Raw genomic sequence first — 26381 nt, forward strand, 5'->3', positions numbered from 1 at the left:
GCTCTAGAGCAAGCTTTGGTGGAACCGCCACGCCGGAGTCGCCAGCGCCCGCCGCACCTTTGGCGGACTGCTCTTTAGCCCGCGCACGCTGCGTCGATGCGCCACCGTTTCTTGCACCGTCTCCACCACCAGCTTGAGGTGGTAGTCGGTGCATTCATCAGTAAATTTCAACGGCGCCCACCCATGCTGCACCGCATGATTGGTCTTCCACGTCCCGATGAGAAATTCCCGGTGATTATCTTCCGGCGCGTGATAATAAAGCGAGTCCAAATCCACCACCGTAGTTCCCGCTTCGAAGCCCAAATCCCAGGTATACGGCCCTAGACGGAAATTCGGCACCGGCTTGAGCCCCACCCGCCGCATTTCGTGGTAAATCCGCTGCTCCCACTTCGACGCCGTCCCCACCGGCGCCCGCTCCGCCAATTCGCGCACCGCATCCCTTTTCTTGCTGCTCACTCGCTCTAGATCGGCCGAGAATCTCCCCCTTCCGTTGAGCCCGCGATACGCCTGCGCCAGCGCATCCTTCAGCAGCCACTTGCTGCAGTGCTCAAAGCTCAATGCATCTGCTACCGCCTGCGCCGGCAACGCCATCTTTACGCCCCTCACTCGATTCGCCGGCACTGGTCGCGACCTCACCATATGCACCAGATCATCCGCCCGCATCCGGCTATTATTATCCACCCGGATCACCGCCGGCAGGCGTACTTCGCATAAGCCATAGGCCGCGAGAGCCGCTGTCCCTGAAAACACCGCGTCCGGATAAAGCTGTGCCACCGCGTTGAGCTTATCTTTCGCCTCTGCCTCCGCCGGGACGTAACAATTGCGCCTAAGCCGGAGGAGTCTGCCCTCTGCCACCTCCTTTTCAATTCGATATTGAGTCATTCCTTTTTCGAACAGGTCTTTTCGTGTGTACATAGCCTTTTAGACTGCTGCGCTGAGGATTCGGTTCCGCGGAACTGCTGGGATCACGACTTTCGTCCATACAAACCGCTTAAACCGTCGACGAAATCCCTGGTTTAGATGGACGAAAATCGCGATCGGTGCGCGATCAGCGGCGGAAAGCCAAGATAGAGGTCGCTGCCCAGCCCGCCACCTGTGCGTACGCTAGAGGACATGTCTACTATCAAGGTCCGCGATGCCCACCTGCACAACCTGCGCAACGTCGACGTCGATATGCCCCGTGGCAAACTCGTCGCTGTCACTGGGGTGTCCGGCTCTGGCAAGTCTTCGCTTGCTTTCGGCACGATTCACGGCGAAGGCCAGCGTCGCTACCTTGAATCGGTAGCCCCCTTCGCACGCCGCCTCATTAGCTCGGCCGTCGACCCGCAGGTCAGCCAGGTAGAGGGCCTGCCGCCGACGGTCGCGCTGCAGCAATCGAACTCCGGCGGCGGGGCGCGCTCCACGGTCGGCACAGTCTCCGCACTCTCCAATAGCGTGCGCCTGCTCTATTCGCGCGCTGGGGATAACCCGGAGGGCCTATACTCCGATTCCTTCTCGCCCAATACGCCTGAGGGAATGTGCCCGCAGTGCCACGGCACGGGTGTGGTGCATGAGCCGACCGAGGACTCGATGGTCCCGGATCCCACCCTTTCCATCGAGGAAGGCGCCATCCAAGCCTGGCCGGGCGCTTGGGCCGGCAAGAATTTCCACGACATCCTGATGAACCTAGGCTATGACCTGGATTCGCCCTGGCAAGAGCTGCCACAGAAAGACCGCGACTGGATTCTCTTTACCGAGGAGCGCCCAGTAGTCACGGTCAAGCCCCTGCGCGGCAAGGACCAGATTCAGCGCAATTATGAGGGCACGTGGCGTTCGGTGGCCAGCTACCTGAAGAAGACGCTGGCAGAGACCCAATCGGATACCCTGCGCAAGCGCACCCTGTCCTATATGGAATCGCGCGAGTGCGAAACCTGCGGAGGCCGCCGTCTCAACCCAGCCGCGCTGAAGGTGGCTTATGCGGGCATGCCCATTGATGAGCTGGGCGCGCTGCCGCTCGATAGGGTCCACGCGGTGCTCAGCAAGCAGAATCCGGAGGAGAATTCGGCCGAGGACTTATTGCTCAAACAGATTCTTCCTGCCTTGACCTCGGCGCTCGAGCTCGGCCTGGCGCATCTAAGCCTGGATCGGCCAACGCAGAGCCTATCTGGCGGCGAGATGCAGCGTATCCGACTGGCGGCGCAGCTGCGCTCCGGTCTCTTTGGCGTGGCCTATGTGCTCGATGAGCCCTCGGCCGGCCTGCACCCAGATGAGCGCGATGCCGTGATGGACATGTGCCGCCGCTTCATCGCGGCCGGCAATTCTGTGCTCTTGGTAGAGCATGACATGGATTTGGTCGCGCAGGCGGACTGGCTCGTTGACGTCGGCCCGCTGGCCGGCGAGCGCGGCGGTAACGTCGTTTATTCGGGTCCAGTCGCGGACTACGACGCGGACACCCCCACCGCCCGTGCCTTGGCTAATCGCACGCTCGCGCTTGCCGACGACCCCCGTACCCCCTCTTCCCACCTCACCCTTCGCGGCATCAAAGCCCGCAGCATCGACAACCTCGATGTAGATTTTGGTCTCGGCCAATTCACGGCGGTCGCTGGAGTATCCGGTTCCGGTAAGTCCACTCTGGTCAGTACGGTACTTGCCGGCCTGCTGCGCCAATCCGCTACGGCCGTCTCCGATGAAGAAGAGACCGAGGAGAAGGGCTGGTCGGTAGAGAGCACGGAAGGCTTTGACCGAGTCAAGCGCGTCGTGCAGATTACCCAAAAGCCCATCGGCCGCACCCCGCGCTCCACGCTGGCAACCTATACCGGTCTTTTCGATAACGTCCGCAAGCTCTTCGCCTCCACCGACGAGGCCAAGCAGCGCAAGTGGACGGTCTCGCGCTTTTCCTACAACGTGAAGCAAGGCCAGTGCCCCACCTGTGGCGGCGCGGGCAAAATCGAAGTGGAGCTGGTCTTTTTGCCAGGCTCGTATACCACCTGCCCAGAGTGCGGCGGCGCCCGCTTCAACGAGGAAACCCTCGAAGTAACCTGGCAGGGCCGCACCATCGCGGATATCTTGGAGCTCACCGTCGACGAAGCCGCAGAGGTATTCGCCGAAGAGGAAAAGATTTACCGCGCCATCGCCACACTGCAGGCCGTCGGCCTGGGCTACCTCCGCTTGGGTCAAGGTGCACCGGAGCTGTCCGGCGGAGAGGCCCAGCGCATCAAGCTCGCCACGGAACTGCAGCGCTCTCGCAATTCTCGCCGCGGCCACACGGTTTACCTGCTCGATGAGCCCACCACGGGCCTGCACCCAGCCGATATCGACCTGCTCAATACCGAGCTGCATAAGCTGGCGGATGCTGGACATACGGTGATCGTCGTCGAGCATGATCTTTCGGTCATGGCGAATGCGGACCGCATCATTGAGATGGGCCCGGGCGCTGGCGAAGATGGCGGCCGCATCATCGCGGATGCCACCCCGGCGCAGGTTGCCGCAGAGGATACCGCCACGGGCCGCGCCTTGAGTGCACGCCGAGCGCATTAAGCGGCGAGCCTTAGCTACCCGTTAGCTGTGGGAGACCTCTCTGGGATCTCACAGCAAAATGGGGTAGAGGTAGAGGGTATGACTACTAAAGGCCCTCATGGCGATAATAATGAAACCCGCAGCTGGTCCAGCCCGGCGGATGATGCCACGCGCCAGATTGGCCGCGTGCCCGATAATGCCGCAGGCCCCAGCCGCGACCAAGCGCGCCGCGAGCACCCCAAGCAGTACTTCCCAGGCGAGCAGCAGACGCAGAATGAGACTCGTCAATTTGATGCGGCCGCTGGCTATCAGCAGGGCTACGGTCAGCAGCAAAGCTACGGCCAGAACTATCAGCAGCCGGCCGGGCAGGCATATGGCCAGCAATACGCGCAGCAGCCCGAGTACGAACCGGTGCCGTCGAACTATGATCCGGACCAGCCGGAAAAGCGCAAGAAGAAGGGCGGCGGAGGCGGCGCTATGGTCGGCGTCTTTGCGGCTATTGCGGTGCTGGCAGTGCTTGCCGCGGCTGTGCTGTTTTTCCTGTGGCGCAATGCCGCGGACGAGGCAGATAAGCCGGAACCAGAGCCGGTGACGGAGACACTGACCACGCAGGTTCCCACTACCGTGACGCAGACAAATGAGCCGGATACGCAGGATGAAAATTCCAATAAGCTGCCGAAGCTGCCGGATTTCCAAAATGAGCTGCCCTCCGATATTCCGACCGAACTGCCATCAGATCTGCAAGACCAGTTGGATAGGGGCGGCGACGTGGACGTCGAGGGCCTCCTCAATGATCTCTTGGGCGGCGGCGGGCAGCCGGCCGACCAGCAAGGCACTCAGAACTAAGCGCCAGGCACCTGCCCCGGTAAGGGAAATGGCGCGCGGGCAGGTAAAATCAGGCGGCATGAATGAATCGATGCAGTTGGCTGAGAAGGTAGCCACCCAACTGGCGCGCCACCTCACGGATGTCGTCTTGTGCCCTGGTTCGCGCAACGCGCCGCTGTCGTTGGCGCTTTTAGCACGTGATGATATCCGCGTTCACACCCGCCTCGATGAGCGCGGGGGAGCGTTTACCGCCCTGGGCATGGCGCGGGTGCAGCGCCGCCACGTGGGCGTGGTGATGACCTCGGGAACTGCCGTGGCCAATACCCTGCCGGCCGTGGTGGAGGCACATTATTCCCATACGCCGCTGGCCATCATTAGCGCCGACCGGCCAGAGCGTCTGGTAGGCACGGGTGCCTCCCAAACCATCGAACAACAGGGCATCTTCGGCGTATACGCGAAAACCACCCAGGTCACCAGCGCAGATGATCTGGAGGCGATGTCCCAGCGCTTCCGCACAGACCTGCAAGTACACATCAATGTGGCCTTTGATGCCCCGCTTGTCGACGCCGCCTTGCCCGCCCGTACCTCCGGCGACGGCGTGCGCGAGCCAGCACCGGCCTTTGTGGACCACGGCGAAGTAGCCGTGGACTTGAGCAAGAACACACTGGTCATTGCCGGTGATGAAGCCTGGGAGGTAGAAGGCTTAGAAGACGTGCCGACCATCGCAGAGCCAAGCGCGCCGGGCCCGTACCATCCGGTACATCCGGCGGCGGCGCATATCTTCCGCAAGGCGCAGGTCTCCGCGAATGATTATGTGGTCAATACCAAGGTGGAACAGGTCATCGTCGTCGGGCACCCGACGCTGCACCGCAGCGTTTTGGCGCTGATGAATGATCCGGATATTGATCTGGTGGTGCTCTCGCGCACCAAGGACTTCACCAATCAGCGCGGCAACGATGCTCGGTTGGGCACCACTGTCAAGGTCACCGGGGAACCGAGCCGCGAGTGGATGAAGATTTGCGAGGGTGCTACTGACATGGCGGGGCAAGCCGTACGCGAGACTCTTGAGGACGAAGACCTGGGATTTACCGGGCTGCACGTGGCGGCCGCGGTGGGCGATACGCTCTCCGTCAACGACACCCTGGTCCTTGGCGCCTCGAACCCGGTGCGCGATGCTGCATTAGTCGGCCTGCCCTTCGACGGTGTCGATACGTACTCGCCGCGCGGGGCGGCCGGTATTGACGGAACCATTGCCCAGGCCATCGGCATTTCCTTGGCCACGCAATCGCTGGATCCCACCAATTGGCGTGCCCCACGCGTTATGGCGCTGATGGGCGATGTCACCTTCTTGCATGATGCGAATAGCCTACTCATCCCGGAAGACCAACCGCGTCCGGAAAACCTCACCATCGTCGTAGCCAATGACAATGGTGGCGGCATCTTTGAGACCCTCGAGCAGGGGGCCGATGCGCTGCGCGCGTCATTCGAGCCAGCGTTTGGGACGCCGCATGGGGTGGACGTCGGCAAGCTGGCAGAAGCCTATGAGGCAGACTATCGCGAGGTCACTACCCCGCAGGAGCTGCTGGATACGCTGGCGGAACTTAAGGAATACTCCACCGGTATCACCATCGTGGAAGCAAAGACCACCCGTGCCACGCGTCGGGCGCTCACTGAGAAGCTGACCGCAAAGGTGGGCCAGTAAGTGGCTTCGCCGCAGCATAAACCGCACGCAGCCGTGGTGCCGCGCTATACGGCTGCGGTCTATCGTCGTCGCCTGCACCAGCTGACGCTGGCGTTGTATCTGGCCGCACTTGTGGGCGTGGTAGGCATGGTCATCGGACCGGCGCTTAATGATCACGCCATCGCCGCCCATCCCGCGCGTGCTCTGGCTACAGTCAAAGACGTGGGAATGCTGCGCACCACGGTGGATTTCCAAGACAGTGAGGGGATTTACCATATCCCGAAGCACGGGCTGCTATATCCCAGCGGCCTGGGGGAGGGGCAGCAGGTGTGGGTGCAATACGCCCTCGATGACCCTGATTTAGTCAAGGTCGAAGGCCGTAAGTGGACGCTGGCTATCATCCCAGCGGCTTCGGTAGGGGTGGTGGCTACACTTATTGCGGCCGCTTTGTGGAAGCTGATTAGCTTCTTTACCCGCCGTGCGGAGAAATAATTAACCAAGATTTTCCGCTAGCTTCACCATTAACTTAAGAAAATAGGTCATTATGGTGGCATGCGTGTTGCGATCGTGGCTGAATCCTTCCTTCCCAATGTCAATGGTGTGACCAACTCAGTGCTGCGCGTTTTGGAGCATCTGCACGAGACGGGGCAGGAGGCCATTGTCATCGCGCCGGGCGCCCGCGAAGGCCAAGAGGAAATTCCGGACTACCTCGGATTCCCCATCTACCGCGTGCCCACCGTGCGCGTGCCGCTGGTGGATTCGCTTCCGGTGGGAGTTCCTACCACGGCCGTGGATGAAGCGCTGCGTGATTTCAAGCCGGATATCATCCACCTAGCTAGCCCCTTCGTACTCGGCGCGGCAGGTGCCTTCTCCGCCCGTCAGCAACGCGTGCCGGCCGTGGCGCTGTACCAGACTGACGTCGCCGGTTTCGCCACCAAATACCATGCTTCCGCGCTGGCCTATGGCGTCTGGGAGTGGCTGCGCACCATCCACAACTCCTGCCAGATGACCCTGGCACCGTCTTCTCTGACCATCCGAGATCTGGAAAAGCACCACATCAAAAACGTGCGCCATTGGGGACGCGGCGTGAATGCGGAGCTTTTCCACCCATCCAAGCGCTCTGCTGAGCTGCGCCGCAGCTGGGAGCCGAGCGGCACGAAGAATATCGTCGGCTTCGTTGGGCGTTTGGCTGCGGAAAAGGGGGTGCACCGGTTATCGGCGCTCAATGGACGCGAAGATATCCAGCTGGTCATCGTGGGCGATGGGCCGGAGCGGCCGCTATTGGAAGCCCAGCTTCCTGGGGCCGTGTTTACTGGCGCTCTGTCTGGCGAAGAACTTGCCGCGGCCTATGCCTCTTTGGATGTTTTTGTCCACGCCGGTGAGTTTGAGACCTTCTGCCAGTCCATTCAGGAGGCGCAGGCCTCCGGCGTGCCTACCATTGGGCCGCGTGCCGGTGGTCCGGTAGACCTCATTGAGGAGGGCTATAACGGGCTTTTGTTGGACGTGAAGACCTTTGTGGAAGACCTCCCCAATGCGGTGGATGCGCTGCTCAACCCAGAGATCCATCAGGAGATGCGCGATAATGCCCGCGAGTCCATTTCTTCCAAGACGTGGAAGGCGCTGTGCGAGCAGCTCGTGGGCTATTACGAAGAGGTGCTGGAGGATACCCGCCGAGTGCCCCTGACCATTTTGGGGCAGCGCCCGGAGCTGCCGCGGTGGGCGGCTCGTGCCCTCGGCGCCCGCGTGGCCTAAACTGATCATTTGTGTCTAAGGCAGATCTGGATAAAAAGCCCTTCGATGTGGCGCGCATGTTTGACGCCGTGGGCGAGAAGTACGACCTCACTAATACCGTCTTGTCCTTCGGGCAGGACGCGCACTGGCGCAAGCGCACCCGCGAGCGACTAAACCTACAGCCGGGGGAGAAGGTCCTCGATCTTGCGGCCGGCACCGCCGTATCCACCGTGGAATTGTCCAAGTCCGGTGCGTGGTGCGTGGCGTGCGATTTCTCCCGCGGGATGTTGGCCGCTGGCCGTGAGCGTGACGTACCCAAGGTGGCCGGCGATGGCATGAAGCTGCCGTTTGCGGATAATACTTTTGATGCGGTGACCATCTCTTATGGACTGCGCAATATCCACGACTTTGAGCTCGGGCTGCGTGAAATGGCGCGCGTGACCAAGCCGGGCGGGCGTCTAGCGGTGGCGGAATTTTCCACCCCGGTGGTGCCGATTTTTGGCACCGTGTACAAGGAATACTTAATGCGCCTGTTGCCGCCGGTGGCGCGCGTGGTTTCTTCTAATCCGGATGCCTATATCTACCTCGCGGAGTCCATTCGTGCATGGCCGGGGCAAGAGGAGCTCGCGGCGGCTATCAATCGCAATGGCTGGGCCGAGGCTGGTTGGCAGAACCTTACCTTTGGCATCGTGGCGCTGCACTCGGCGGTCAAGCCCGCCTAGGTGCGGGCCTGGGCCCGCGCCTAGAGACATGAGGGGGACGGGGACTAAGCCGCGGTGGAATCCCACAGGGGAGTATCGCGGCGGAGAGACGATACGGTGCGGCCAGCAGCGCGCCAGGTGCGCGCGATGAGGTCGCGGTCGTCGTCAGTGATGAGATTGCCCATAAGGCGTGCGGCGGCCGGCATGAGCATGCGGCCGATGGGCCCGCGCAGGGCCAGCGGACCGGCAATCGGGAGGAACTGCGGGTAGGTCAAAAGGCGCGCGGCCGTGCGGGCGAGGAGGAAGGATTCGCCGTAGTGTTCGCGCAGGACGGCTGGCCAGGCGAGGGTGAAATCCTTTGGGCCGAGTAGATCCACGGCAAGCGCGGCAGTCTCCAAGCCATAATCGATGCCTTCGCCGTTGAGGGGGTTGATGCAGGCGGCGGCATCGCCGATGAGCATCCAATTGGCACCGGCCACGTTGGATACCGCGCCGCCCATGGGCAGTAGAGCAGAGGTGACGTGTTCAATCTCTCCTAGTCCCCACTCGGGGCGCTGCTGGGCGGCGTAGAACTCGAGCAGCTTCTTGGTGTTGATCTTGGCGGGGCGCTGCGCGGTCGAGAGCGCGCCAAGGCCGATGTTGACCTGGCCGAGCTCAAGGCCGAGCGGGAAGATCCACCCGTAGCCCGGCTGCACCTCGCCGTCTTCGTCTTTAAGCTCCACGTGGGAGTGCATCCAGGGCTCATCGGCATGCGTGGAAGAAGCATAGGAGCGTGCGGCGATTCCATAGACTTCCTCGCGGTGCCAGGTGCGGCCAAGTTTCTTGCCAAAGGTAGAGCGCACGCCATCGGCCACAATGACCCACGTGGCGTGTACGGTGGCTTCGCCCACGCGGAAAGACGTCACGCGGTTTCCTTCGAGCATGGGATCGGTAGCGGGGGTGCCGGTGATAAGGGTGGCGCCGGCGTCTACGGCGGCGTCGACAAGCAGGGCATCAAAGCGATAGCGTGGCAGGGCCGTACCCACCTGGGAAGGGTAGGTCTTCGGCCACGGCGCGGTAATATCGCCGCCGTATCCGTGCAGCTTCAGGCCGCGATTGCGGTAGGAGGCGTTGACCTTAAGGCCCAGCTCGTCGAGCTGATGCATCGCGCGTGGGGTGAGCCCGTCACCGCAGGTTTTCTCGCGGGGAAACGTCGCGGAATCAATAAGGAGGGTGTCAAAGCCCGCGCGTGCGGCGTGAATCGCGGCGGCTGCTCCGGCAGGCCCAGCGCCAATGATGGCGACCTCGACATAGGTTTGGGAATCGATCTGCTCCGACATGAGGACTATCATTGCATGAGTTCGCCCCCTCGAGTGTGTTTAGGGGCGCGGATTGGACTACGGTAGGTAATCGATTATCTCTGGCTTTTAGTTGCAAGGAACACTATTTAATGACTCACGGTCAATCGCATGCCACGCACGTGGATCTTGGTGATCCGCAGCTCAACGAGCGCATTGGTGCGGGCATGGAAGCAGTAGAAGACAAGCTGCGCAGTGAAATCGACCGCGGCCAGGACTTCTTAAAGGATAAGGTCAGCCACCTGTCCAAGGCCGGTGGCAAGCGCTTTCGCCCTATGATGGCGCTATTGGCCTCCGAGTATGGTTCGCGTCCGGGCTGCGAAGAGGTTGTTAAGGCCGCCACCGTCGTGGAGATGGTGCACGTGGCCACTCTTTATCATGACGATGTCATGGATGAGGCAGACCGCCGTAGGGGCGTGGAATCCGCGAATTCGCGGTGGAATAATTCCGTGGCCATCCTCGCCGGCGATGCGCTCTTGGCGCATGCCTCCCGCCTGATGAGCGAGCTGGATACCCACACCGTAGGCCACTTTGCCGATACCTTTGAAGAGCTGGTTACCGGCCAGATGCGCGAGACCATCGGCGCGGGCGAGGCTAATGCCGTGGAGCACTATACGGCGGTTATCCGCGAAAAGACCGCCGTGCTCATTGCCTCTGCGGGCTACTTGGGCGCCTATCACTCCGGTGCCTCGGCCGAGCATGCCGCAGCCCTGCACCGCATTGGTGGTGCCATCGGCATGATCTTCCAGATTGTGGACGATGTCATCGACATCTTCTCCGACCTTAAGGAATCCGGCAAGACCCCGGGCACGGACCTGCGTGAGGGCGTATTTACCTTGCCGGTTCTCTATGCCTTGGAAGAAGAGGGTGAGGTGGGCGATAAGCTGCGTGAGCTGCTCACTGGGCCGCTGCATTCCGACGCCGAGGTGGAGCGTGCCATTGAGCTCCTGCACCAATCTGGCGGCCGACAGAAGGCGCTGGAGGACATCACTGCCTACTTGCGCGTGGTAGAGGAGCAGCTCGCCGTGCTGCCGGAGAATTCGGCCAGCCAGGCCCTGCGCCAATTGGCGGATTACACTGTGCGCCGCGTGGGCTAGCTGCTTGGCGACGCCCTCCTCTATCGTCTTTTCCCCTTATGTGCTGGCGATTTGTAGGTAGGTGGGTGGTTCGTAGTAAAGTACTTACTCGCACCACACAGTGCATGCCAGGTTGCCCGAGCGGCCAAAGGGAGCGGACTGTAAATCCGCCGGCATTGCCTTCAGAAGTTCGAATCTTCTACCTGGCACAGAATGAACCCCGCAAGCAGATGCTTGCGGGGTTTCGTCGTACCTGCAGTCGTGAGACGGGTGCTACCGGCAGGGCTCCTGTCTGCGGGACCTTTGAGCCCTGTGGAACACCGCATAGGCACCGATGAGGGATACAGCTAGGAATATCCCAGCGGCCGTGAAGTAGAAAAATCCATTTCCTAACCTACGAGAAATATCCGGCAATGAGGTGGAATCCGATCCCGCCAGGGCCTTGGCAACGTATACCGCATTCAAACCGCCAATGAAATAGCCGAGGCAGAGCAATGATGAAATACCAACTGCAATCTTTAGCAGAACTGTTAAGGATGAATGGCGGGGTTCTGTAATCTTTAACTCCTCTCATTTTGGCCTTCAGGACCAGCAAACTACACCTTCCTAAGGTGCTGTGTACAAACAGGCGTGCTCGGTAGCCACACCATCAGTCACAGAAAGTCACTGTAGAGATGAAGGTATGAGGTTTAGCGATAGGATATGGGATATGAAGAAGATCCGAACGATGCTGGACGGGGTAAACGAGATTCACCTATTTCAAAGCCAGCGAGTAGCGCAGGCAGCGCAGCAAGCGCATCTGCGCAATCGGACTCGCAGTTATCGGACGCACCAGAAAATAAACGCAGCGATTTCCCACCAGTTGGAGGAGCGCTCCCTGGCGTAAATAGACTTTCTAACCTTGACGACCAAATTGCTGTGTGGGCGCATCAGGGGCCAACTCCGCATCCACAGATAATCAAACAGCACAATGGCATTCAGCCGGGCGCAGGCGATCGGATTATGGAGGACGCTCATGCAGATATTGTCCTCGATAGGAAAGTTACAGCAGAATCTTTCGAGTACGCGATATTTGAATCAAAAGTACGGCTCTTTACGGCCGTAGGTGTCATTTTCGGCGCGCTCATCCTTATACCGGCGATACTCGTTCTTTTTGACCCACCGGAATCGATAGTTGGTACTGCGGCGGTGGGCCTGGCGGCAGCAAGCCCACTAGTCCGCACCCTCATTGGCCCTAAGCAATCTCAGAAGGACCAGTTAGAGAGCGTGGAGCGGGGAGGGGTTTAAATCTCGAAGTAGGCGCGCAGATCGGCCGCAATAGCATCGAGGCGGTCGGCGTCGGGGGACTCGAGGTAGCACTTGAGCTTCGGTTCCGTGCCGGAGGGGCGAACGATGACGCGGTCATCGTTGTCCGTGAAGAACTTGGATCCTTGGGCGAATTTCTCTACCTTCGCCACGGGCGAGCCAGCCAGTTCGGTGGGCGGGGTAGATGCGACCTTATCCATCGCTTGAGCGATGATGCTGAGGTCATCCACACGGAAGGTCAGCGGTTGGGTATACAGGGCCCCAACGGCGGCATAGATGCCCTCCAAGCGCTCCAGCAGGGTGGTTCCTGCGGCCTTGCATTCGGCTGCGAGGCTGGCGAGCACTACGGAGGTAGCGATGCCGTCCTTGTCACGGACAGCGGTGGGATCGGGGCAGAATCCAATGGCTTCCTCGTAGCCAAAGGCGAGATCCGGGGTTCGTGCGATCCACTTGAAGCCGGTCAGCGTCTCCTCGTGGCCGAGGCCGTAGTGCGCGGCGATGCGCCCGAGCAGGCGGGAGGAGACGAGGGAATTGGCAAAATTGCCGGTCGCCCCGCGGCGGGCCAGATAGTCGCCCAAAAGGGCACCGGTTTCATCGCCGGTGAGCTGGCGCCAGGAGCCAGAAGCAGTAGGTACGGCGGCGGCGCAGCGGTCGGCGTCGGGGTCATAAGCGATAAGGATATCGGCGCCGATCTCCTCAGCGTGGCGGATACCCAGATCAAGGGCGCTGGGCTCTTCCGGGTTGGGGAAGGAGACGGTGGGGAAATCCGGATCCGGTTGGGCCTGCTCAGGAACTAGCGAGACGCGGAAGCCACAGCGGGTGAGAAGTTCTTTGCCCAAGGCAGCACCAACGCCGTGCATGGCCGTGAGCGCGATGGTGACATCGGAGCTTTCGCCTACGAGTTGTGCCGCGCGGTCGAGGTAGTCGGCGCGGGTATCGACGTTCTCGACATTCGCCGCAGAAAGCGGGATTTCATCGGCATGAGGTGCCGCGGCGATGGCTTCCGCGATTTCGGCATCGGCGGGTGAGATAAGCTGCACGCCTTCCGCAGGGCCGGTGGCGATGCGGCCGCCCAAGTACACCTTGTAGCCATTATCGGCCGGCGGATTATGTGAGGCGGTAACCATGATGCCAGCATCCGCCTTGAGCTTGCGTACCGTGAAAGCGGTCAGCGGGGTGGGGTTTTGTGCGGGCAGAACCAGGGCCCGGCCGCCGGCCGCGGAGATGACCTGAGCCGCATCGCGCTGGAATTGCGCGGAGCCGTGGCGGGCATCGCACCCAATGGCCACAACTGGGGTATCGACCTGCTGCTTGAGCCATGTGATGAGCCCGTAGGTGGTGCGGATGACCACGGCGCGGTTCATGCGGGACTCACCCGGGCCCACGGCGGCGCGCAGGCCCGCGGTGCCAAAGGCCAGGGGGCCGGCGAAGGCGGAGGCGAGCTCAGCGGTATTGCCCTCCTCAATCCAGGTGTTTACCCGGCGGGCTGTATCCGGATCAGGGTCGTGCTCGGCCCACGTACGGGCGTAGTCATAATCTACGGCGGCGGCTTTCGACATGGCTTAGAGTTCCTCGAGGATCTTGGCGGAGGAGGACAGACCCAAGCGGGTCGCGCCAGCTTCAATCATGGCTAGGGCATCCTTCGCGGTACGGATGCCGCCAGAGGCCTTCACGCCTAACCTATCGCCTACGGTCTCGCGCATGAGCTTTACGGCATGCACGGAGGCCCCGCCGGCCGGGTGGAAGCCAGTGGAGGTTTTAACAAAGTCCGCCTGGGCGGCTGCGGCGGCCTTGCAGGCGAGGACAATGGCGTCGTCGGAAAGCGCGGCGGATTCAATGATGACCTTGAGAACCTTGCCCGGGATGGCATCGCGCACGGCCTGGATTTCGGCCTGCAGATCCTCGGCGCGGCCCTCAATGGCTAGCGGGATATTGATGACCATGTCCACCTCTTCGGCGCCATCGGCAACCGCGCGGGCTGCCTCAGCGGCCTTGATCTCCGGCTTTACGGCACCGGAGGGAAAGCCGACGACGGTGGCAATGTGCAGGGAGTCAGGAACCTCGATGGGCAAGGCGGAGGGGGAAACGCATACGGAGTAGGTGCCCAGCTCGGCTGCCTCATTTACCAGGACGCGGAATTGTTCCGGGGTGGCCTCCGGCTTGAGCAGGGTGTGATCGATGATGGATGCAACGTCGGTGCGGGAAGTCATAATTTTCTCCTTAACGGGCTGGGCGGGATTCGGAACGGGCCATCTTGAGGTCAGAAACTACGTATAGGGCGATGCCAATAGCAGCCACGGCGGCCAGGATCCACAGCACGGTGTTATAGCTGGCGAGGTCCTGCAGCTTGGCGGTATAGGCAATGCCCAGCGGGATGGCGATATTGATGGTCAGGTTATAAAAACCAATGGCGATGCCGGACTTGACGGCGCTGATATTGCGCAGCGCGGTATTAACCAGCGGCGCGTACATCAGTGAAAAGCCGGAGGCGAAGGCCACGATGGCTGCGATGAGAATAGCGACGTGGAGTTGCACAAAAAGCGCGGCCATCACCAGTGCGCCGGCAACTAAGGCGAAGGCGGTGTAGATGGTGGCGCGGGAGGATAAAACGGTGCCGATCTTTCCGGAGAAGATGCCGATGAGGATGGCGCAGACATAGCCCGGGATCATCAACAGGGAGGCTTTATCGATATTCATGCCGTGCAGGTCATGCGCCGCAAAAGGCAGCAAGAAGATGAAGCCCATCTGGGTGGAATAGACGAAGAAGACCATGAGGATGGTCCACACGTAGCGGCCGTTGGTGAAAAACTCCGGGGTGACCACGGGATACTTGGCGTGGCCGATGTGGTAAACAAAGCCCACCACGCCGAGGACAGCCACGATGAGATATACCCAGTCGAACTCCTGCATGAATAAGGTCAGGCCAGTGGCAAAGACGGCGATGAAAAATAGGCCGAGCACATCGAGGTGTCCCTCCACGGCCTCATCTTCTGGCACCAGCTTGATGATTGGTGGGATGGTCAGAATGAGGATGAGCGGGATTAGGAACATCGCCGTCCATGAGACATAGGTGGAAATAAAGCCAGAGGTCAACGCGCCGATGAGCAGGCCGGCTTGGAAAGCGGCGGTGGAAAAGCCCAGGTAGGTCTTTTGATCGGCCTCGCTCAAGTGCTTGGTCACGTAAATGACATAAAGCGTCTCCGCGGCGGCGAGGCCGGCGGTTTGAATGAGACGACCGGCCAGCACCATGGGCCAGAAGCTAGAAAAGGCGAAGGCTAAAATCGATCCCACGGCAATGAGGACAACGCCGGTGAGCATGAGCTTGCGGATGGAAATGGAATCCGCCAGCGCGGCATAGACCACGGCGCCGATGCCGATGATGACGCCGGCGAGGGAAGCCTGGAGGGAGGCGGTCTTAACGGAAAGGTCGAGCGCCTGGGCAATCGGCATGGTCATCGTCTTAAAGCCGTTATCAATAACCAGAGAAAAGACAAAGACGAAGAGCAGGATGGGGACGGCAACTTTGGGGTTTAGCGCGGGACCTGGCCGCTTGTCCTGCGGGGAAGCAGAGGTAGTAGAAGAAGTCACGGGGAAGGCGTCCTTTTAGTCGAGCGCGTTAAGCGGCAGCGCGAGTTCAATCATGGTGCGGAAAGCGGTTTGGCGTTCTTCGGCGGAAAGCTTGGTACCGTGCACGAGGTTGTCGGATACGGTGAAAAGCCCCAGCGCGTCGACGCAGGCTTCGGCCGCGGTGGCATAAAGGGCTGCGGATTCCATCTCGACGCCGAGCACGCCCATGTGCGCCCAGCGTTCGTTGACGGATTGGTCAAAGTTATAAAAGATGTCCGAGCTCAAGATATTGCCCACGTGAATGTGCGCCTGCTGCTTCTCGGCTTCATCGACCAAGGCCTTGAGGAGCTTCCACGAGGCGGTGGGAGCGTAGCTGCCCGGGAGGTTGTACTGGCTCAAGAAATTGGAATCGGTGGAGGCGGAGGAGGCGACGATGACATCGTGTAGCTCGATGTCTTCTTGCATAGCGCCGATGGAACCGACGCGGATGAGCTTCTTTACGCCGTAGTTGTGGATGAGCTCCCAGGAGTAGATGCCGATGGAGGGAATACCCATGCCGGTGCCCATGACCGAAACGGGGTTGCCTTTATAGGTGCCGGTAAACCCCAGCATATTGCGCACGCCGTTGAACTGGACGGTGTCTTCCAGGAAGTTTTCGGCGATGAACTTTGCGCGCAGTGGGTCGCCGGGCAGCAAGATGGTTTCTGCAATGGGCGCGCCCTGCGGGTTGATGTGTGGGGTGGCAATATCGGTAGCGGACATAGCTTCGCTCCTCGGTGTGGGGGGATTTTACACACTTAGCTTAACCCCGCAGGAACCCATGTCAATGACGCAATTTACAATTGTTCAACATTTGTGGGAGGCCTCACTAGCCCAGGCCACGAGCTTGCGCGCGGTGGCCTGATCTGTGACCAGATGGGTAGCCAATCCCTTGCGCAGCGCCACCCATATGGCCCGCGCCTTAGATGCGCCGCCAGCTACCAGCACCCGGGTGGGGCGCGTGGCCAAGTCTGCGAGGCTGATGCCCACGGTGCGGGCGTCTACCGCCGGGCAGGCTACTTCCCCGCAGACGTCGAAGAAGCGCGAGCACACATCACCCACAGCATTGTCTGCAATCTGCTGTTTCTCGGCCGCGGTCAGATAGCCCAGGTTGAAAGCTAAAGATTCCTGCTCGGCCGAGCCCACCGTAAAGACCGCCACGCTTACCGACGCCCCCTTATGCAAAATCTGCCCAATATGCCTATCGCGCTCCACCCACTGCTTGGCCTCCGCGGAATCGAAGATGCCCGGCAGCGGTAGAAGGTGGGCCTCGGCATTGAAGGCATGGGAAAAGGCCTGCAGGGTGTAGAAGTCTTTAGTGGATCGCTCCGTGTGCGAGTGGCCGCCTTTTAGCTGCACAATCTCTACGCCTTCCCGTGGCTGTCGCCGCAGGTGAGAGGCGACGGCGGACATCGTCTCGCCCCACGAGAGGCCGACGCTGGTGCCATCCTTAATGAGTTCTTCTAGGAGGGCGGCGCCGGCGCTGCCCAGGTCTGCTAGGGGAGAACCGCCGGGTGGGGTGGTGGTTACGCGGACGTCGGCAAGCGCAAAACGTTGGCGTAGTTGGCCCACTAGTTCATCGGATTGCTCGCGCGGATCGGTGATGCTGATGGTGACAAAGCCGCGCGCGGAGGCGTGGCTGAGCAATTTGGATACCGTGGGCCGGGAAACCCCAAGATGATGGGCAACCTCGGCCTGAGAGAAGCCGGAGTTGTAGTACAACTTTGCGGCGTCAATGGATTGGGCATCCTTCTGATCCAACATGCCTTTCATTCAAGCACATTCAAATGCGCAATAAGGTGTCATAAAAGCTTCCCATTTTTGTGCTCTGACGTGGCGATTTGTGTAAAACGTTGCAAGCGGGTTAGATTATTGGAGTCCGCAACGGAGAGCACAACGAAATAGCGATGTGTTCAACGCTAGGATGTGCCCCCTTAGCTCAGTCGGCAGAGCGTTTCCATGGTAAGGAAAAGGTCGACAGTTCGATTCTGTCAGGGGGCTCCATTCATGTTCGGAGGAAGAAATTCTCCCAAGGTGAATATGGCGGTGTAGCTCAGTGGTAGAGCAAGCGACTCATAATCGCTGTGTCGCGAGTTCAATTCTCGCCATCGCTACCGGGAAAGAAAGGCGCCCGCAGGGCGCTTTTTTATTACCGCGCTGAAGGCTTTGCAGACCCGCCTGGTTTCAGATTGGAACTATGGCTCTGGTAAGGTCTTCAACGCTTGATGCTGAGGCATTAAGAGATAAAAGAATAGGGGCGTGGCGCAATTGGTAGCGCAACGGTCTCCAAAACCGTAGGTTGCAGGTTCGAGTCCTGTCGCCCCTGCACAGTAAACCCCGTCACTTGATTTCAGGTGGCGGGGTTTGTTCATGCCATATTTTCCCGGTCGAGCCTTGCTCGCCGCTGTGCTCGCCCAATGTATCCAAGGCCACGTCTTATATGTGCGGTGGTCAGCTTTTCATGCAGTGCAAGCTTTGCTAGGGTTGACAAAGTTATGGAGGTGCGCGTTAAGCGCCCTATTAGATTTAGTTCCCAAGGAGGGTTAGCTGTGAGCGATGAGCAGCAGCCGAAGAATTCGGGTGCACCGCGCCCGACCGGTAAGCGTCAGCTCTCTGGTGCGGCTACCACGTCCTCCGCGGACTACGCCGATAAGCACGTCGTCCGCGTAGAGGATAAGAATCACGATGACACCCCAGGTGGTGGCGTAGCCGCTTTCCCTGGCGAGGTGGCAACTGAGATGAAGAAAGTGGTGTGGCCGACCGCTAAGGAGATGCTGCAGTACACCCTCATTACCTTTGCGTTCCTCATCGTCATGACCGTTTTGGTGTGGGGCGTGGACGCTCTGGCTGGTCTCGGAGTTGAGCAGGTTCTCTCTGATTAGTAAGATAGCCGCATAATCTTTTATCCCGCTGTTTCCGCTGAAGGAACGGCGGGATACTTTTTGCCCATACGCGGGCGGGTAGGCTAGTCCTACGCAACGCGCCGAGGAATTTTTGGAGTAAGAATCATGAGCGACGAGAATAACGTCGAAACCGTAGGCACCTCCCTAGAGGAGGCTATGCAGGCCAACGTGCAGGAGCAGGCGGCAGAGCACGCTAGCTCCGTTGAAGAAGCACAGCAGGAGGACGCTACCCCAAGCGCGCCCGCAGCAGAAGAAGCAGCAGAGTCCATCGACGCTGCAGGTGAGTCTGCGGAGGCAGCCGAGGCACCGGAAACGGCAGCGGCCGACGCCGAGGGGGCGAACGCCGAGGGCGCGGCAGAGGCCGCAGCTCCAGAGGCTGGCGAGGATGAGTCCGAAGACGCCGCCTACCGCAAGCGCCTGCGTGCGTTTACCCGCGAGCTGAAGAAGCAGCCGGGCCAGTGGTACATCATTCAGTGCTATTCCGGCTACGAAAACAAGGTAAAGACCAACCTGGACATGCGTGCCCAGACCCTCGAGGTCGAGGACTCTATCTTTGAGGTTGTCGTTCCTATTGAGCAGGTGCTCGAGAACAAGGACGGCAAGAAGAAGATTGTGAAGCGCAAGCTGCTGCCGGGCTACGTCCTCGTCCGCGCCGAACTCAATGACGCCGCTTGGTCCGTCATCCGTGAAACCCCTGGTGTGACCTCCTTCGTGGGCAACGAGGGCAACGCCACCCCGGTTAAAACCCGTGATGTGGCTAAATTCCTGATGCCGAACGAAGCACCGTCCACCAAGGGCGATGCCGCCCCGAATGAGGCTGAGGGCGAGCAGGTCGTGGCCATGCCAGAAAAGGAAGTGGCAAAGAAGTACGCCCACGACTTCGAGGTGGGCGAGGCAGTGACCATCCTGTCCGGCCCGCTGGCCGCAGTCTCCGCCACTATTTCCGAGATCGACCCAGAGACCGGCAAGATGCAGGGGCTGGTATCCATCTTTGGCCGCGAGACCCCAGTGGAGTTGTCGCCGACCGAGATCGAGCGCATCTCCTAAAAGTGATTTTGTGCAGGGCGCACGGTGTTCTAAACTGGAACGCCGTGCGCCTTTGGCGTGCGTATAAGAAAAACGTTTCATCCTCCGGTGGCCCACTGAAGGTGAGCATCCGGACGGGATCCCGTTATTCATCGTGGCGGCTATCCCGGTAACACAGGAAAGAGGTAATTCGATGGCTCCTAAGAAGAAGGTATCTGGCTTCATCAAGCTGCAGATCGAGGCAGGCGCTGCTAACCCGGCACCGCCAGTTGGCCCGGCACTGGGTGCCCACGGCGTCAACATCATGGAATTCTGCAAGGCTTATAACGCCGCTACCGAGAACCAGCGTGGCAACGTGGTTCCGGTTGAGATCACCGTCTACGAGGACCGTTCCTTCGACTTCAAGCTGAAGACCCCGCCGGCAGCCAAGCTGCTGCTGAAGGCCGCTGGCATCAAGAAGGGCTCCGGCGTTCCACACACCGACAAGGTCGGCTCTGTGTCTTGGGACCAGTGCAAGGAAATCGCAGAGACCAAGTTTGCGGACCTGAACGCACGTGACATCGAGAACGGCGCTCGCATCATCGCCGGTACCGCACGCTCCATGGGCATCACCGTTGATGGCGCACCGGAGAAGTAAAAACTTTATGTGGTAGGGCCAGCTACGGCCCGCCGAACACCACACCAATCCAGAAAAGGAATTGTTAAATGAGCACCAAGTCTAAGGCTTATAAGGCCGCTGCGGAACTGGTAGATAAGTCCCGCCTGTACCGCCCGATCGAGGCCACCAAGCTGGCTAAGGAGACCTCCTCCAAGAACTTCGACGCCACCGTTGATGTTGTCTTCCGTTTGGGTGTTGACCCGCGCAAGGCTGACCAGCTGGTTCGCGGCACCGTTTCCCTGCCTAATGGCACCGGTAAGGACGTTCGCGTTGCTGTCTTCGCAGAAGGCGAGAAGGCTACCGCCGCTCAGGAAGCTGGCGCTGACATCGTCGGCACCGCTGAACTGATCGAGCAGATCAACGAGGGCAACATCGACTTCGACGTTGCTATCGCTACCCCGGATCAGATGGCCAAGGTTGGCCGCGTTGCCCGCGTCTTGGGCCCACGTGGTCTGATGCCGAACCCGAAGACCGGCACCGTTACCGCAGACGTTGCTAAGGCAATCTCTGAGGTTAAGGGCGGCAAGATCTCCTTCCGCGTTGATAAGGCTGCTAACCTGCACGCCATCATCGGTAAGGCTTCCTTCGATGCTGAGAAGCTGGCTGAGAACTACGGCGCCCTCATGGATGAGATCCAGCGCCTGAAGCCTTCTTCCGCTAAGGGCATCTACATCAAGCGCGCTACCATCTCCACCACCTCCGGCCCGGGCATCCCGGTTGACGGTTCCGTGGTCAAGGATTACACCGCTTAAGCAGTTCTGACGCACTGCGTTTAAGGCTAAAGGGCTTAGAGGCAATTCCTCGAAGCCCTTTTTCTATATCTCGAGCCACTAGTAGTTATGTGGCGTCAATATCGTCTGGCACCCATTCGCCGCCGTCGTAGTAGACGTTTCGAGCCAAGGGGATCTGGTGCGAAGCAGACTCGAGGATGTGCATAAAATATCCGGCCGTGTTGGGAATGGCGAGGGTATCTCCTACGGCAACGCCCGCTGGAAAGTCCAGTTCGCGGCGCAGAATCACCTCGTCTTCAATGCAGTAGGCACCGACTACAAAGCCGGTACGTCGCTCGCGGGAGACCTCCTTTGCTGAACCGGCTGTAGGCACGAGGAGGGGGTCTAGCAGGATGTCATCCGCGGCGGTCCGGCACTGCGTGCGATTCATCGCCACACCGATAAGGGGCAGGCCATCAGAACGTTCTTTGAGAAAGCTCACCTCGGCGAGGATGACACCGCAGCCGTCGAGGAGGCTGCGGCCCGGTTCTAGATGGAGGGCGATGTCCCGCTCTCGCAGGGCACCACCGGCGTTGCCGTAGCCGGGGACCTCACCGGAGAGAAGTTGGTTCAGCCACTGACCGCGCGTCGGTTCCTGCCAGAAGGGATAAGTATTGGAGAGCGGATCCGATTTCCAGGTAAAGCGGTCACCGGTACCAGCGCGTTGCGTGGAGATACGCGCTGTGTAGTTTTCCCACTGCTCGCGGGATTCTAAATAGCTCATGGGCACGCCGCCGCCGATATCGATGAAATTAGCGGGTTGGTTCTTTGCGCGTAGGTGCTCGACTAGAGCAATGGCCTCTGCAAGGGCGGTGCGGCGGTCGGCCTCGCTATAGCCATGCAGATGGACGTGGACGCCCACGGCACGAAGCTCCGCGGGCCACTCCGCTTTCTGCCATGCAGGTAGCCTTTCCCCGAAGCGGGTCGGTGGTAAGGCGTCTGGATCTGGAGCAAGGCGCGGCGCCACGCGGGCGGTGGTTTCTAAAGCTCGCGCGATTGCGGCGATGCGGCCGCATTCTGCGCGAGAATCGCACGATATAGTAACGCCACGCGAAATCGCGAGGCGGAGCAAACCATCGCTTTTGATAGCAGCGCTGAGGATGATGCGCTCTGGGGCTACATCGCGCTCGAGTACTTGGCGTAGCTCGTTCTCACTGGCTACATCCACGCCGAGTCCGCTCTCGCGAGCGGCATCAACAAAGCACAGCGCCTTATTGGCTTTGCGGGCGAAAAATACCCGAGTTTTCACGTCGTGCGAAGCACCGGCGTCTAGTAGCTCTTGGGCATTGTGGCGCAGTGGCGCGGGATTGAGCACGTTCACCGGAGAGCCATAGCGCGAGGTTAGTGCGGTCACTTCTTGCGGGTTCTCCACGAGCTCTTGCAACCACCGTTCCCATCGGGCACGCAGCGGCACGGTGCCGTGGACCGGCAGTGGGGCAATGGGAGGGGTGGTCATGGGTTTCCTACTTTCTCCGCCCAGCGGGGGATGTCATCGTGTACTAAACGGTTAAGAGAGTCATGCCCGGGCAGGGAGAGCTCATTCATGCGGCCAATTTCCACCACACCAGGAACGTTATGGAAGGGGGAGGGGGTGGCTTGGGGAGCCACAGTGGCGTCGATAAGCAGGTCCACGCCGCCCTTCTCCCGCCAGGAATCTATCTGCTCAGGAGTGCCTAGATACTGGGTATCCACCACCCCGGAGTGGATGAGCTCGAGCAGGCGCCTGGCTGTGACCGGTGGCGGGCCAAAGGCCACCCGCTCGAGGGTGCGTGAGAGCTCGCGGAACCCGGGCATTGGGCCGTGCGCCTGGTGCCAATCGACGCAGTCTTGGAAGACCCCACGAAAAGCCGCGCCCACGGCCATGGCCGGAGTCAGAGGACCAGTGCCCTCGGCCGCACGTAGGGAAGCCTCGAGCTCAGCGAGCGCATCGCCGGTGAAATCCTGACCATCAATAACGGCTGTTAGTTCCGCACTAGTGAAGTCGCCGAACTCGTCTGCGGCCCCGATGAGGATCTTGCGCAAGTCTGTGGCGTTAGTGATATGCGCACAGGCCTGCCGCCACTGCGTCGAAACCTCCGGCAGCGGTGTCTCCGGAGAAGGCTTTACCTCCATAAATCGCCCGCTGCGGCTCACCGGATAAATGACCTCGGCGGTATCGCCATAAAGCAGGCATACATCGATAAAGCTTAAGGCGGCACCGCGTACGCCGACTCGCCGTGGAGCGCTAGGGAGGTCGGCGCCGAAATAAAGACCGGTGACGGGCACACGCGAAGCTTCGTGGACCAAGGAACCAGCATGCAAATGGTCGTGTCCGGTGCAGACTAGGACGTCGTCGAAAGAGGTGCCATCGACCACGAAGCCTTCTCCGTCGCTGCTCACTTCGCTCACGCGGTGCGGCAGGTGGCGGATGCGGATGTGCGCCGGCGCGCGCTGCAATGCGGCGGACCAGGTATCGGCGAGGAATTGGCCCACTTCGGCGCGCGGTGGGAAGGCATCGGTGGTGTCCCCACCGCGGCGGGCGCGCCATGCGTTGAAATTATCGTGGGCGGTGGTGACGATGGCGCAGTTGACGTTGAGGCGCCAGTGCGGCGGCTGCTGCGGGCGGTAGACAGCGCCTGCACCGGCCGGATACGGGTCGAAGACCGTGACATAAATGGGGATGCGGGCGCGCTCGATGAGTTCCTCTACGGCCCAGAGACCGCGCGGGCCGCCTCCGATGATGGCAATGCGTCGGGCAGGCTTAGGGGAAGTCACTGCGCCGTCCCTTCGCTGCGCGCGGCAAGTTCCGCAGGTGAAATGCCGAAGTTTTCGCATACCCAGGAATCGTTATAGATAGTGTCTAAGTAAGGCTGGCCGGCGTCGTGTAGCACGGCAACCACCTCCGCCCCCGCCGGCAGGGAAGGCGCGAGGCGCTGGAAGGCTGCGATAACAGCACCGCCGGAAGCACCCGGCAGCAAACCCTCGGCCCGGGCGAGCCTGCGGGCGGCCACGATGGCCTCGAGATCGGGGACCCGCTCGACGGAGGAGGGCGAAAATTTGGTGGATAGGTCGGTCACGATACCTGCGCCATAGCCGGGCAGCATGCGGGTGCCACGCTCACCGCCGAAAAGTACGGAGCCCTCTGCATCAACGCCGATTGTTTGGGTACTGGCTCCCACCTCGGAAAGTTTGCGGACACAGCCGCCAAGGGTTCCGGTGGTACTCATAGCCACGAGCACATGGCTGGGTGCCTGCCCGAGTTGATCCAGGATCTCAGTCATAGTGCCCTCCGCGTGGGCGTGAAAGGCGGCTTCATTGGAATACTGGTTGAGGTTGAAAGAATCGGGGATCTCTTCCAATAGCTCGGCCACGCGGGTGCGGCGGGCGGTGAGCCAATCGCCGGTTTCGGGATCTGGGTGGTCGAGCAATTCCACGTGTGCGCCATAGGCCCGCATGGTGGCCACCGTAGAAGCGTTGACGCGCGGATCCACCACGCAGTGGAACTTCATCCCCTGCAGTGGGGCCTGGCGAGCTAGAGCCATGCCCAGGTTGCCGGAGGAAGATTCCACCAACGTCGACCCTGGGCGGATATCGCCGGCGGCAAGGGCCGATTGGATTAGTGCTCGGGCGGTACGGTCTTTTGCAGAGCCGCCGAGGTTGAACTGTTCGAGTTTGAGATAGAGGTGGACATCCGGCCGAGGATTGATCGCCTCCACTCGCATGAGTGGGGTATTGCCGATGGGCGGGTGCGCTTGAGAATAAATCCTAGGGCTCATCATTGGCCCCATGGTAGACCTTTATTTCTGCCTCTTCCGCCGACCTAGTCCTTGATCTCCGCATAGGCGTCGAGGGCGGCTTGGCGCGATTCCTTTAGGTCCACTATGGGTGGGCCAGACAGCGCGGGTGCCCAGCGGCGCACATATTCGCCGTCGGGGTCGAAGCGCTTGGCTTGGGTTTCGGGGTTGAAGATGCGGAAAAATGGTGCGGCGTCATCGCCGCAGCCAGCCACCCACTGCCAATTGAAGGGGTTGGAGGCGGCATCGGCATCTACCAACGTATCCCAGAACCATTCCTCGCCCAGGCGCCAGTGGATACCGAGGTTCTTGGTGAGGAAGGATCCCACCACCATCCGTACGCGGTTGTGCATATAGCCGGTGGCCCATAGCTCGCGCATTCCGGCGTCGACAAGCGCAATGCCCGTCGTACCGGACTGCCAGTCTGTCAGGCGTGGGTCATCCCAGGACCAATCGAAGTGGTCGAATTTTTCCCGTACGTTTTCGGTAGCAAGGTTGGGCAGGTGGTAGAGGCGGTGCCAGGCAAAGTCGCGCCACAGTAGCTCGGAATGGAACTTGGCGCACTCCGGCTCCTCGGCCGCGGCGAACCACACTTCGCGCGGGGAGACCTCGCCGAAGCGCAGGTGGGGAGAAAGTAGAGAGGTAGCATTAAGCGCGGGGATATCGCGTTCCTTGGCGTAGTTGGCCAGATCCAGCTGGGCTAGGCGCTCCCGCGCTCCGGCTTCCCCGGGCGTCCAGTGCTCGGCCAGGGATGCGGCCCACGCTGGCTCGGTGGGCTTGGGCCAAGAGCACGCAATGCTTGCCGACGCCCCAATCTCCGGCACCCCCTCCGGCTCATCGCCTGCCACTTGGGAGGACGCGGCCTTGGACAAGGGGGTAAAGACCTTATAGGGCTGGCCCTGGCCATTGGTAACCTCCCAGGGTTCTACCAAGGTAAAACCGGGCGCGGAGGTGGCGGTAATGCCTCGAGCGGTCAAGGTTTCCTTGACGGCGGCATCGATCTCGCGCAGCGGGCCGTGGTAGCGGCGCGTCCACGTGACGGTAGTGGCGCCGAGTTCGGCGGCTAGGCGGGGGATTTCCACGCGGGCATCACCGGCGACGCGAATGAGCTCCACGCCGTGCTCGGCGAGGTCGTGTGCAAGGGCATAAAGGGAGCGCTCGCGCCACCACGTGGTGGCGCCGCCCAGTGGGCGGGTGCCCGGATAGGCCGGCTCGTCGAGCACGACGGCGACCAAGGGAACGCCTGCAAGCGAGGCGGCTTCGGCCGCGCGGCGAAGGGCCTGGTTATCGTGTAGGCGCAGGTCATCGCGAAACCACATCAGGCAGGTCATGTCGGCTATCCTACGCGGCGAAAACGGGGATTTGGAGAAACCGTGGGTGGGAAGGTAGTGTTTTCCACGAAGTTTGAACGGCCGCTTCAGGCCGAGTCAAAGTTCACCGAAGACCGTTGGTCATCCATTTGGATCGAAGGTTCTCCATCCTAGGAGGCGGCCC

Annotated in this window: 23 protein-coding genes and 4 tRNA genes; 16 read left to right on the forward strand and 11 right to left on the reverse strand. The window is 60.7% G+C overall.

Annotated elements, in window-relative coordinates; translation table 11 throughout:
- Positions 1-3 precede the first annotated feature (3 nt).
- A complete protein-coding gene (locus tag WMQ00_RS10565; protein WP_340441017.1) occupies positions 4-915 on the reverse strand; it encodes a hypothetical protein in 912 nt (303 codons plus the stop codon).
- 198 nt (positions 916-1113) lie between these two features.
- On the opposite strand from WMQ00_RS10565, the gene WMQ00_RS10570 reads away from it, so the two are divergent.
- The 6 genes from WMQ00_RS10570 to WMQ00_RS10595 all read left to right on the forward strand — a co-directional run bounded on the left by WMQ00_RS10570 (position 1114) and on the right by WMQ00_RS10595 (position 8454).
- The gene (locus WMQ00_RS10570) at positions 1114-3516 is read left to right on the forward strand and encodes an excinuclease ABC subunit UvrA (RefSeq protein WP_340441018.1); all 2403 of its coding nucleotides are present in this window, start codon (positions 1114-1116) and stop codon (positions 3514-3516) included.
- 78 nt (positions 3517-3594) lie between these two features.
- A complete protein-coding gene (locus tag WMQ00_RS10575; protein ID WP_239208770.1) occupies positions 3595-4341 on the forward strand; it encodes a hypothetical protein in 747 nt (248 codons plus the stop codon).
- A gap of 58 nt (positions 4342-4399) precedes the next feature.
- Positions 4400-6022 (forward strand): 2-succinyl-5-enolpyruvyl-6-hydroxy-3-cyclohexene-1-carboxylic-acid synthase, encoded by a 1623-nt coding sequence (gene menD / locus WMQ00_RS10580; RefSeq protein WP_259824710.1) that lies wholly within the window; start codon positions 4400-4402, stop codon positions 6020-6022.
- Complete coding sequence (locus tag WMQ00_RS10585; protein ID WP_086588900.1) at positions 6023-6493, forward strand: DUF3592 domain-containing protein; 471 nt, start codon at positions 6023-6025, stop codon at positions 6491-6493. It begins immediately after the preceding gene.
- A gap of 60 nt (positions 6494-6553) precedes the next feature.
- Positions 6554-7753, forward strand: coding sequence for a glycosyltransferase family 4 protein (locus WMQ00_RS10590; protein ID WP_239208776.1), 1200 nt, complete (start codon positions 6554-6556; stop codon positions 7751-7753).
- Positions 7754-7764: 11 nt separating this feature from the next.
- Positions 7765-8454, forward strand: a complete 690-nt coding sequence (locus WMQ00_RS10595; protein ID WP_023020512.1) for a demethylmenaquinone methyltransferase — start codon at positions 7765-7767, stop codon at positions 8452-8454.
- Between the two features lie 44 nt (positions 8455-8498).
- Here the strand turns inward: WMQ00_RS10595 and WMQ00_RS10600 are convergent, their stop codons facing one another.
- Positions 8499-9764: a geranylgeranyl reductase family protein gene (locus tag WMQ00_RS10600; RefSeq protein WP_316327555.1), complete on the reverse strand. Its 1266-nt coding sequence runs from the start codon at positions 9762-9764 to the stop codon at positions 8499-8501.
- 98 nt (positions 9765-9862) lie between these two features.
- Between WMQ00_RS10600 and WMQ00_RS10605 the strand changes: the two genes are divergently transcribed.
- The 3 genes from WMQ00_RS10605 to WMQ00_RS10615 all read left to right on the forward strand — a co-directional run bounded on the left by WMQ00_RS10605 (position 9863) and on the right by WMQ00_RS10615 (position 12133).
- Positions 9863-10867, forward strand: a complete 1005-nt coding sequence (locus WMQ00_RS10605; RefSeq protein WP_340441019.1) for a polyprenyl synthetase family protein — start codon at positions 9863-9865, stop codon at positions 10865-10867.
- 106 nt (positions 10868-10973) lie between these two features.
- A tRNA-Tyr gene (locus WMQ00_RS10610) sits at positions 10974-11055 on the forward strand.
- A 493-nt stretch (positions 11056-11548) separates the two neighbouring features.
- Complete coding sequence (locus tag WMQ00_RS10615; protein ID WP_340441020.1) at positions 11549-12133, forward strand: hypothetical protein; 585 nt, start codon at positions 11549-11551, stop codon at positions 12131-12133.
- Here the strand turns inward: WMQ00_RS10615 and WMQ00_RS10620 are convergent.
- The 5 genes from WMQ00_RS10620 to WMQ00_RS10640 all read right to left on the reverse strand — a co-directional run bounded on the left by WMQ00_RS10620 (position 12130) and on the right by WMQ00_RS10640 (position 17521).
- Positions 12130-13710, reverse strand: coding sequence for a phospho-sugar mutase (locus WMQ00_RS10620; protein ID WP_340441021.1), 1581 nt, complete (start codon positions 13708-13710; stop codon positions 12130-12132). The genes WMQ00_RS10615 and WMQ00_RS10620 overlap by 4 nt on opposite strands.
- A 3-nt stretch (positions 13711-13713) precedes the next feature.
- Positions 13714-14361, reverse strand: coding sequence for a deoxyribose-phosphate aldolase (deoC, locus tag WMQ00_RS10625; RefSeq protein ID WP_340441022.1), 648 nt, complete (start codon positions 14359-14361; stop codon positions 13714-13716).
- A 10-nt stretch (positions 14362-14371) separates the two neighbouring features.
- Complete coding sequence (locus WMQ00_RS10630) at positions 14372-15739, reverse strand: MFS transporter (protein WP_340441023.1); 1368 nt, start codon at positions 15737-15739, stop codon at positions 14372-14374.
- A 15-nt stretch (positions 15740-15754) separates the two neighbouring features.
- Positions 15755-16480 carry a purine-nucleoside phosphorylase gene (gene deoD / locus WMQ00_RS10635; protein ID WP_340441024.1) on the reverse strand — a complete coding sequence of 242 codons (726 nt, stop codon included), beginning with the start codon at positions 16478-16480 and terminating at the stop codon, positions 15755-15757.
- A gap of 84 nt (positions 16481-16564) precedes the next feature.
- Positions 16565-17521, reverse strand: a complete 957-nt coding sequence (locus tag WMQ00_RS10640) for a sugar-binding transcriptional regulator (protein WP_340441025.1) — start codon at positions 17519-17521, stop codon at positions 16565-16567.
- 164 nt (positions 17522-17685) lie between these two features.
- Between WMQ00_RS10640 and WMQ00_RS10645 the strand changes: the two genes are divergently transcribed.
- From WMQ00_RS10645 to rplA, 7 genes are all read left to right on the forward strand, one after another.
- Positions 17686-17761: transfer RNA gene (locus WMQ00_RS10645), tRNA-Thr, on the forward strand.
- Between the two features lie 38 nt (positions 17762-17799).
- Positions 17800-17871: transfer RNA gene (locus tag WMQ00_RS10650), tRNA-Met, on the forward strand.
- A gap of 139 nt (positions 17872-18010) precedes the next feature.
- Positions 18011-18083, forward strand: a tRNA-Trp gene (locus WMQ00_RS10655).
- A gap of 223 nt (positions 18084-18306) precedes the next feature.
- Entirely contained in the window at positions 18307-18639 is a 333-nt protein-coding gene (secE, locus tag WMQ00_RS10660) for a preprotein translocase subunit SecE (protein WP_023020522.1), read from the forward strand.
- 126 nt (positions 18640-18765) lie between these two features.
- On the forward strand, positions 18766-19707 hold the full coding sequence (nusG, locus tag WMQ00_RS10665) for a transcription termination/antitermination protein NusG (protein ID WP_200288288.1): 942 nt from the start codon (positions 18766-18768) through the stop codon (positions 19705-19707).
- Between the two features lie 172 nt (positions 19708-19879).
- Positions 19880-20323: a 50S ribosomal protein L11 gene (gene rplK / locus WMQ00_RS10670; RefSeq protein WP_005327961.1), complete on the forward strand. Its 444-nt coding sequence runs from the start codon at positions 19880-19882 to the stop codon at positions 20321-20323.
- Between the two features lie 68 nt (positions 20324-20391).
- Positions 20392-21096: a 50S ribosomal protein L1 gene (gene rplA / locus WMQ00_RS10675; protein ID WP_005322897.1), complete on the forward strand. Its 705-nt coding sequence runs from the start codon at positions 20392-20394 to the stop codon at positions 21094-21096.
- An 85-nt stretch (positions 21097-21181) separates the two neighbouring features.
- Here the strand turns inward: rplA and WMQ00_RS10680 are convergent, their stop codons facing one another.
- The 4 genes from WMQ00_RS10680 to WMQ00_RS10695 are packed head-to-tail and all read right to left on the reverse strand — an operon-like array spanning position 21182 to position 26218.
- Entirely contained in the window at positions 21182-22570 is a 1389-nt protein-coding gene (locus WMQ00_RS10680; protein WP_340441026.1) for a Y4yA family PLP-dependent enzyme, read from the reverse strand.
- On the reverse strand, positions 22567-23868 hold the full coding sequence (locus WMQ00_RS10685; protein WP_248099160.1) for an FAD/NAD(P)-binding protein: 1302 nt from the start codon (positions 23866-23868) through the stop codon (positions 22567-22569). Before WMQ00_RS10685 ends, WMQ00_RS10680 begins: the two co-directional genes overlap by 4 nt.
- Complete coding sequence (locus WMQ00_RS10690; protein ID WP_248099159.1) at positions 23865-24881, reverse strand: pyridoxal-phosphate dependent enzyme; 1017 nt, start codon at positions 24879-24881, stop codon at positions 23865-23867. Before WMQ00_RS10690 ends, WMQ00_RS10685 begins: the two co-directional genes overlap by 4 nt.
- Before the next feature lie 32 nt (positions 24882-24913).
- Entirely contained in the window at positions 24914-26218 is a 1305-nt protein-coding gene (locus tag WMQ00_RS10695; RefSeq protein ID WP_340441027.1) for a cryptochrome/photolyase family protein, read from the reverse strand.
- Between the last annotated feature and the right edge of the window lie 163 nt (positions 26219-26381).

The organism is Corynebacterium sp. KPL2825 (assembly GCF_037908445.1).
GTDB classification, from domain to species: Bacteria; Actinomycetota; Actinomycetes; order Mycobacteriales; family Mycobacteriaceae; genus Corynebacterium; species Corynebacterium kefirresidentii.

Bases quoted from the DNA above. Each gene is read 5' to 3' on its own strand.
- WMQ00_RS10565 (WP_340441017.1), bottom strand. From the start codon at position 915: ATGTACACACGAAAAGACCTGTTCGAAAAAGGAATGACTCAATATCGA.
- WMQ00_RS10570 (WP_340441018.1), top strand. From the start codon at position 1,114: ATGTCTACTATCAAGGTCCGCGATGCCCACCTGCACAACCTGCGCAAC.
- WMQ00_RS10575 (WP_239208770.1), top strand. From the start codon at position 3,595: ATGACTACTAAAGGCCCTCATGGCGATAATAATGAAACCCGCAGCTGG.
- menD (WP_259824710.1), top strand. From the start codon at position 4,400: ATGAATGAATCGATGCAGTTGGCTGAGAAGGTAGCCACCCAACTGGCG.
- WMQ00_RS10590 (WP_239208776.1), top strand. From the start codon at position 6,554: ATGCGTGTTGCGATCGTGGCTGAATCCTTCCTTCCCAATGTCAATGGT.
- WMQ00_RS10600 (WP_316327555.1), bottom strand. From the start codon at position 9,764: ATGATAGTCCTCATGTCGGAGCAGATCGATTCCCAAACCTATGTCGAG.
- WMQ00_RS10605 (WP_340441019.1), top strand. From the start codon at position 9,863: ATGACTCACGGTCAATCGCATGCCACGCACGTGGATCTTGGTGATCCG.
- WMQ00_RS10615 (WP_340441020.1), top strand. From the start codon at position 11,549: ATGGGATATGAAGAAGATCCGAACGATGCTGGACGGGGTAAACGAGAT.
- WMQ00_RS10620 (WP_340441021.1), bottom strand. From the start codon at position 13,710: ATGTCGAAAGCCGCCGCCGTAGATTATGACTACGCCCGTACGTGGGCC.
- deoC (WP_340441022.1), bottom strand. From the start codon at position 14,361: ATGACTTCCCGCACCGACGTTGCATCCATCATCGATCACACCCTGCTC.
- deoD (WP_340441024.1), bottom strand. From the start codon at position 16,480: ATGTCCGCTACCGATATTGCCACCCCACACATCAACCCGCAGGGCGCG.
- WMQ00_RS10640 (WP_340441025.1), bottom strand. From the start codon at position 17,521: ATGTTGGATCAGAAGGATGCCCAATCCATTGACGCCGCAAAGTTGTAC.
- nusG (WP_200288288.1), top strand. From the start codon at position 18,766: ATGAGCGACGAGAATAACGTCGAAACCGTAGGCACCTCCCTAGAGGAG.
- rplK (WP_005327961.1), top strand. From the start codon at position 19,880: ATGGCTCCTAAGAAGAAGGTATCTGGCTTCATCAAGCTGCAGATCGAG.
- rplA (WP_005322897.1), top strand. From the start codon at position 20,392: ATGAGCACCAAGTCTAAGGCTTATAAGGCCGCTGCGGAACTGGTAGAT.
- WMQ00_RS10680 (WP_340441026.1), bottom strand. From the start codon at position 22,570: ATGACCACCCCTCCCATTGCCCCACTGCCGGTCCACGGCACCGTGCCG.
- WMQ00_RS10690 (WP_248099159.1), bottom strand. From the start codon at position 24,881: ATGGGGCCAATGATGAGCCCTAGGATTTATTCTCAAGCGCACCCGCCC.
- WMQ00_RS10695 (WP_340441027.1), bottom strand. From the start codon at position 26,218: ATGACCTGCCTGATGTGGTTTCGCGATGACCTGCGCCTACACGATAAC.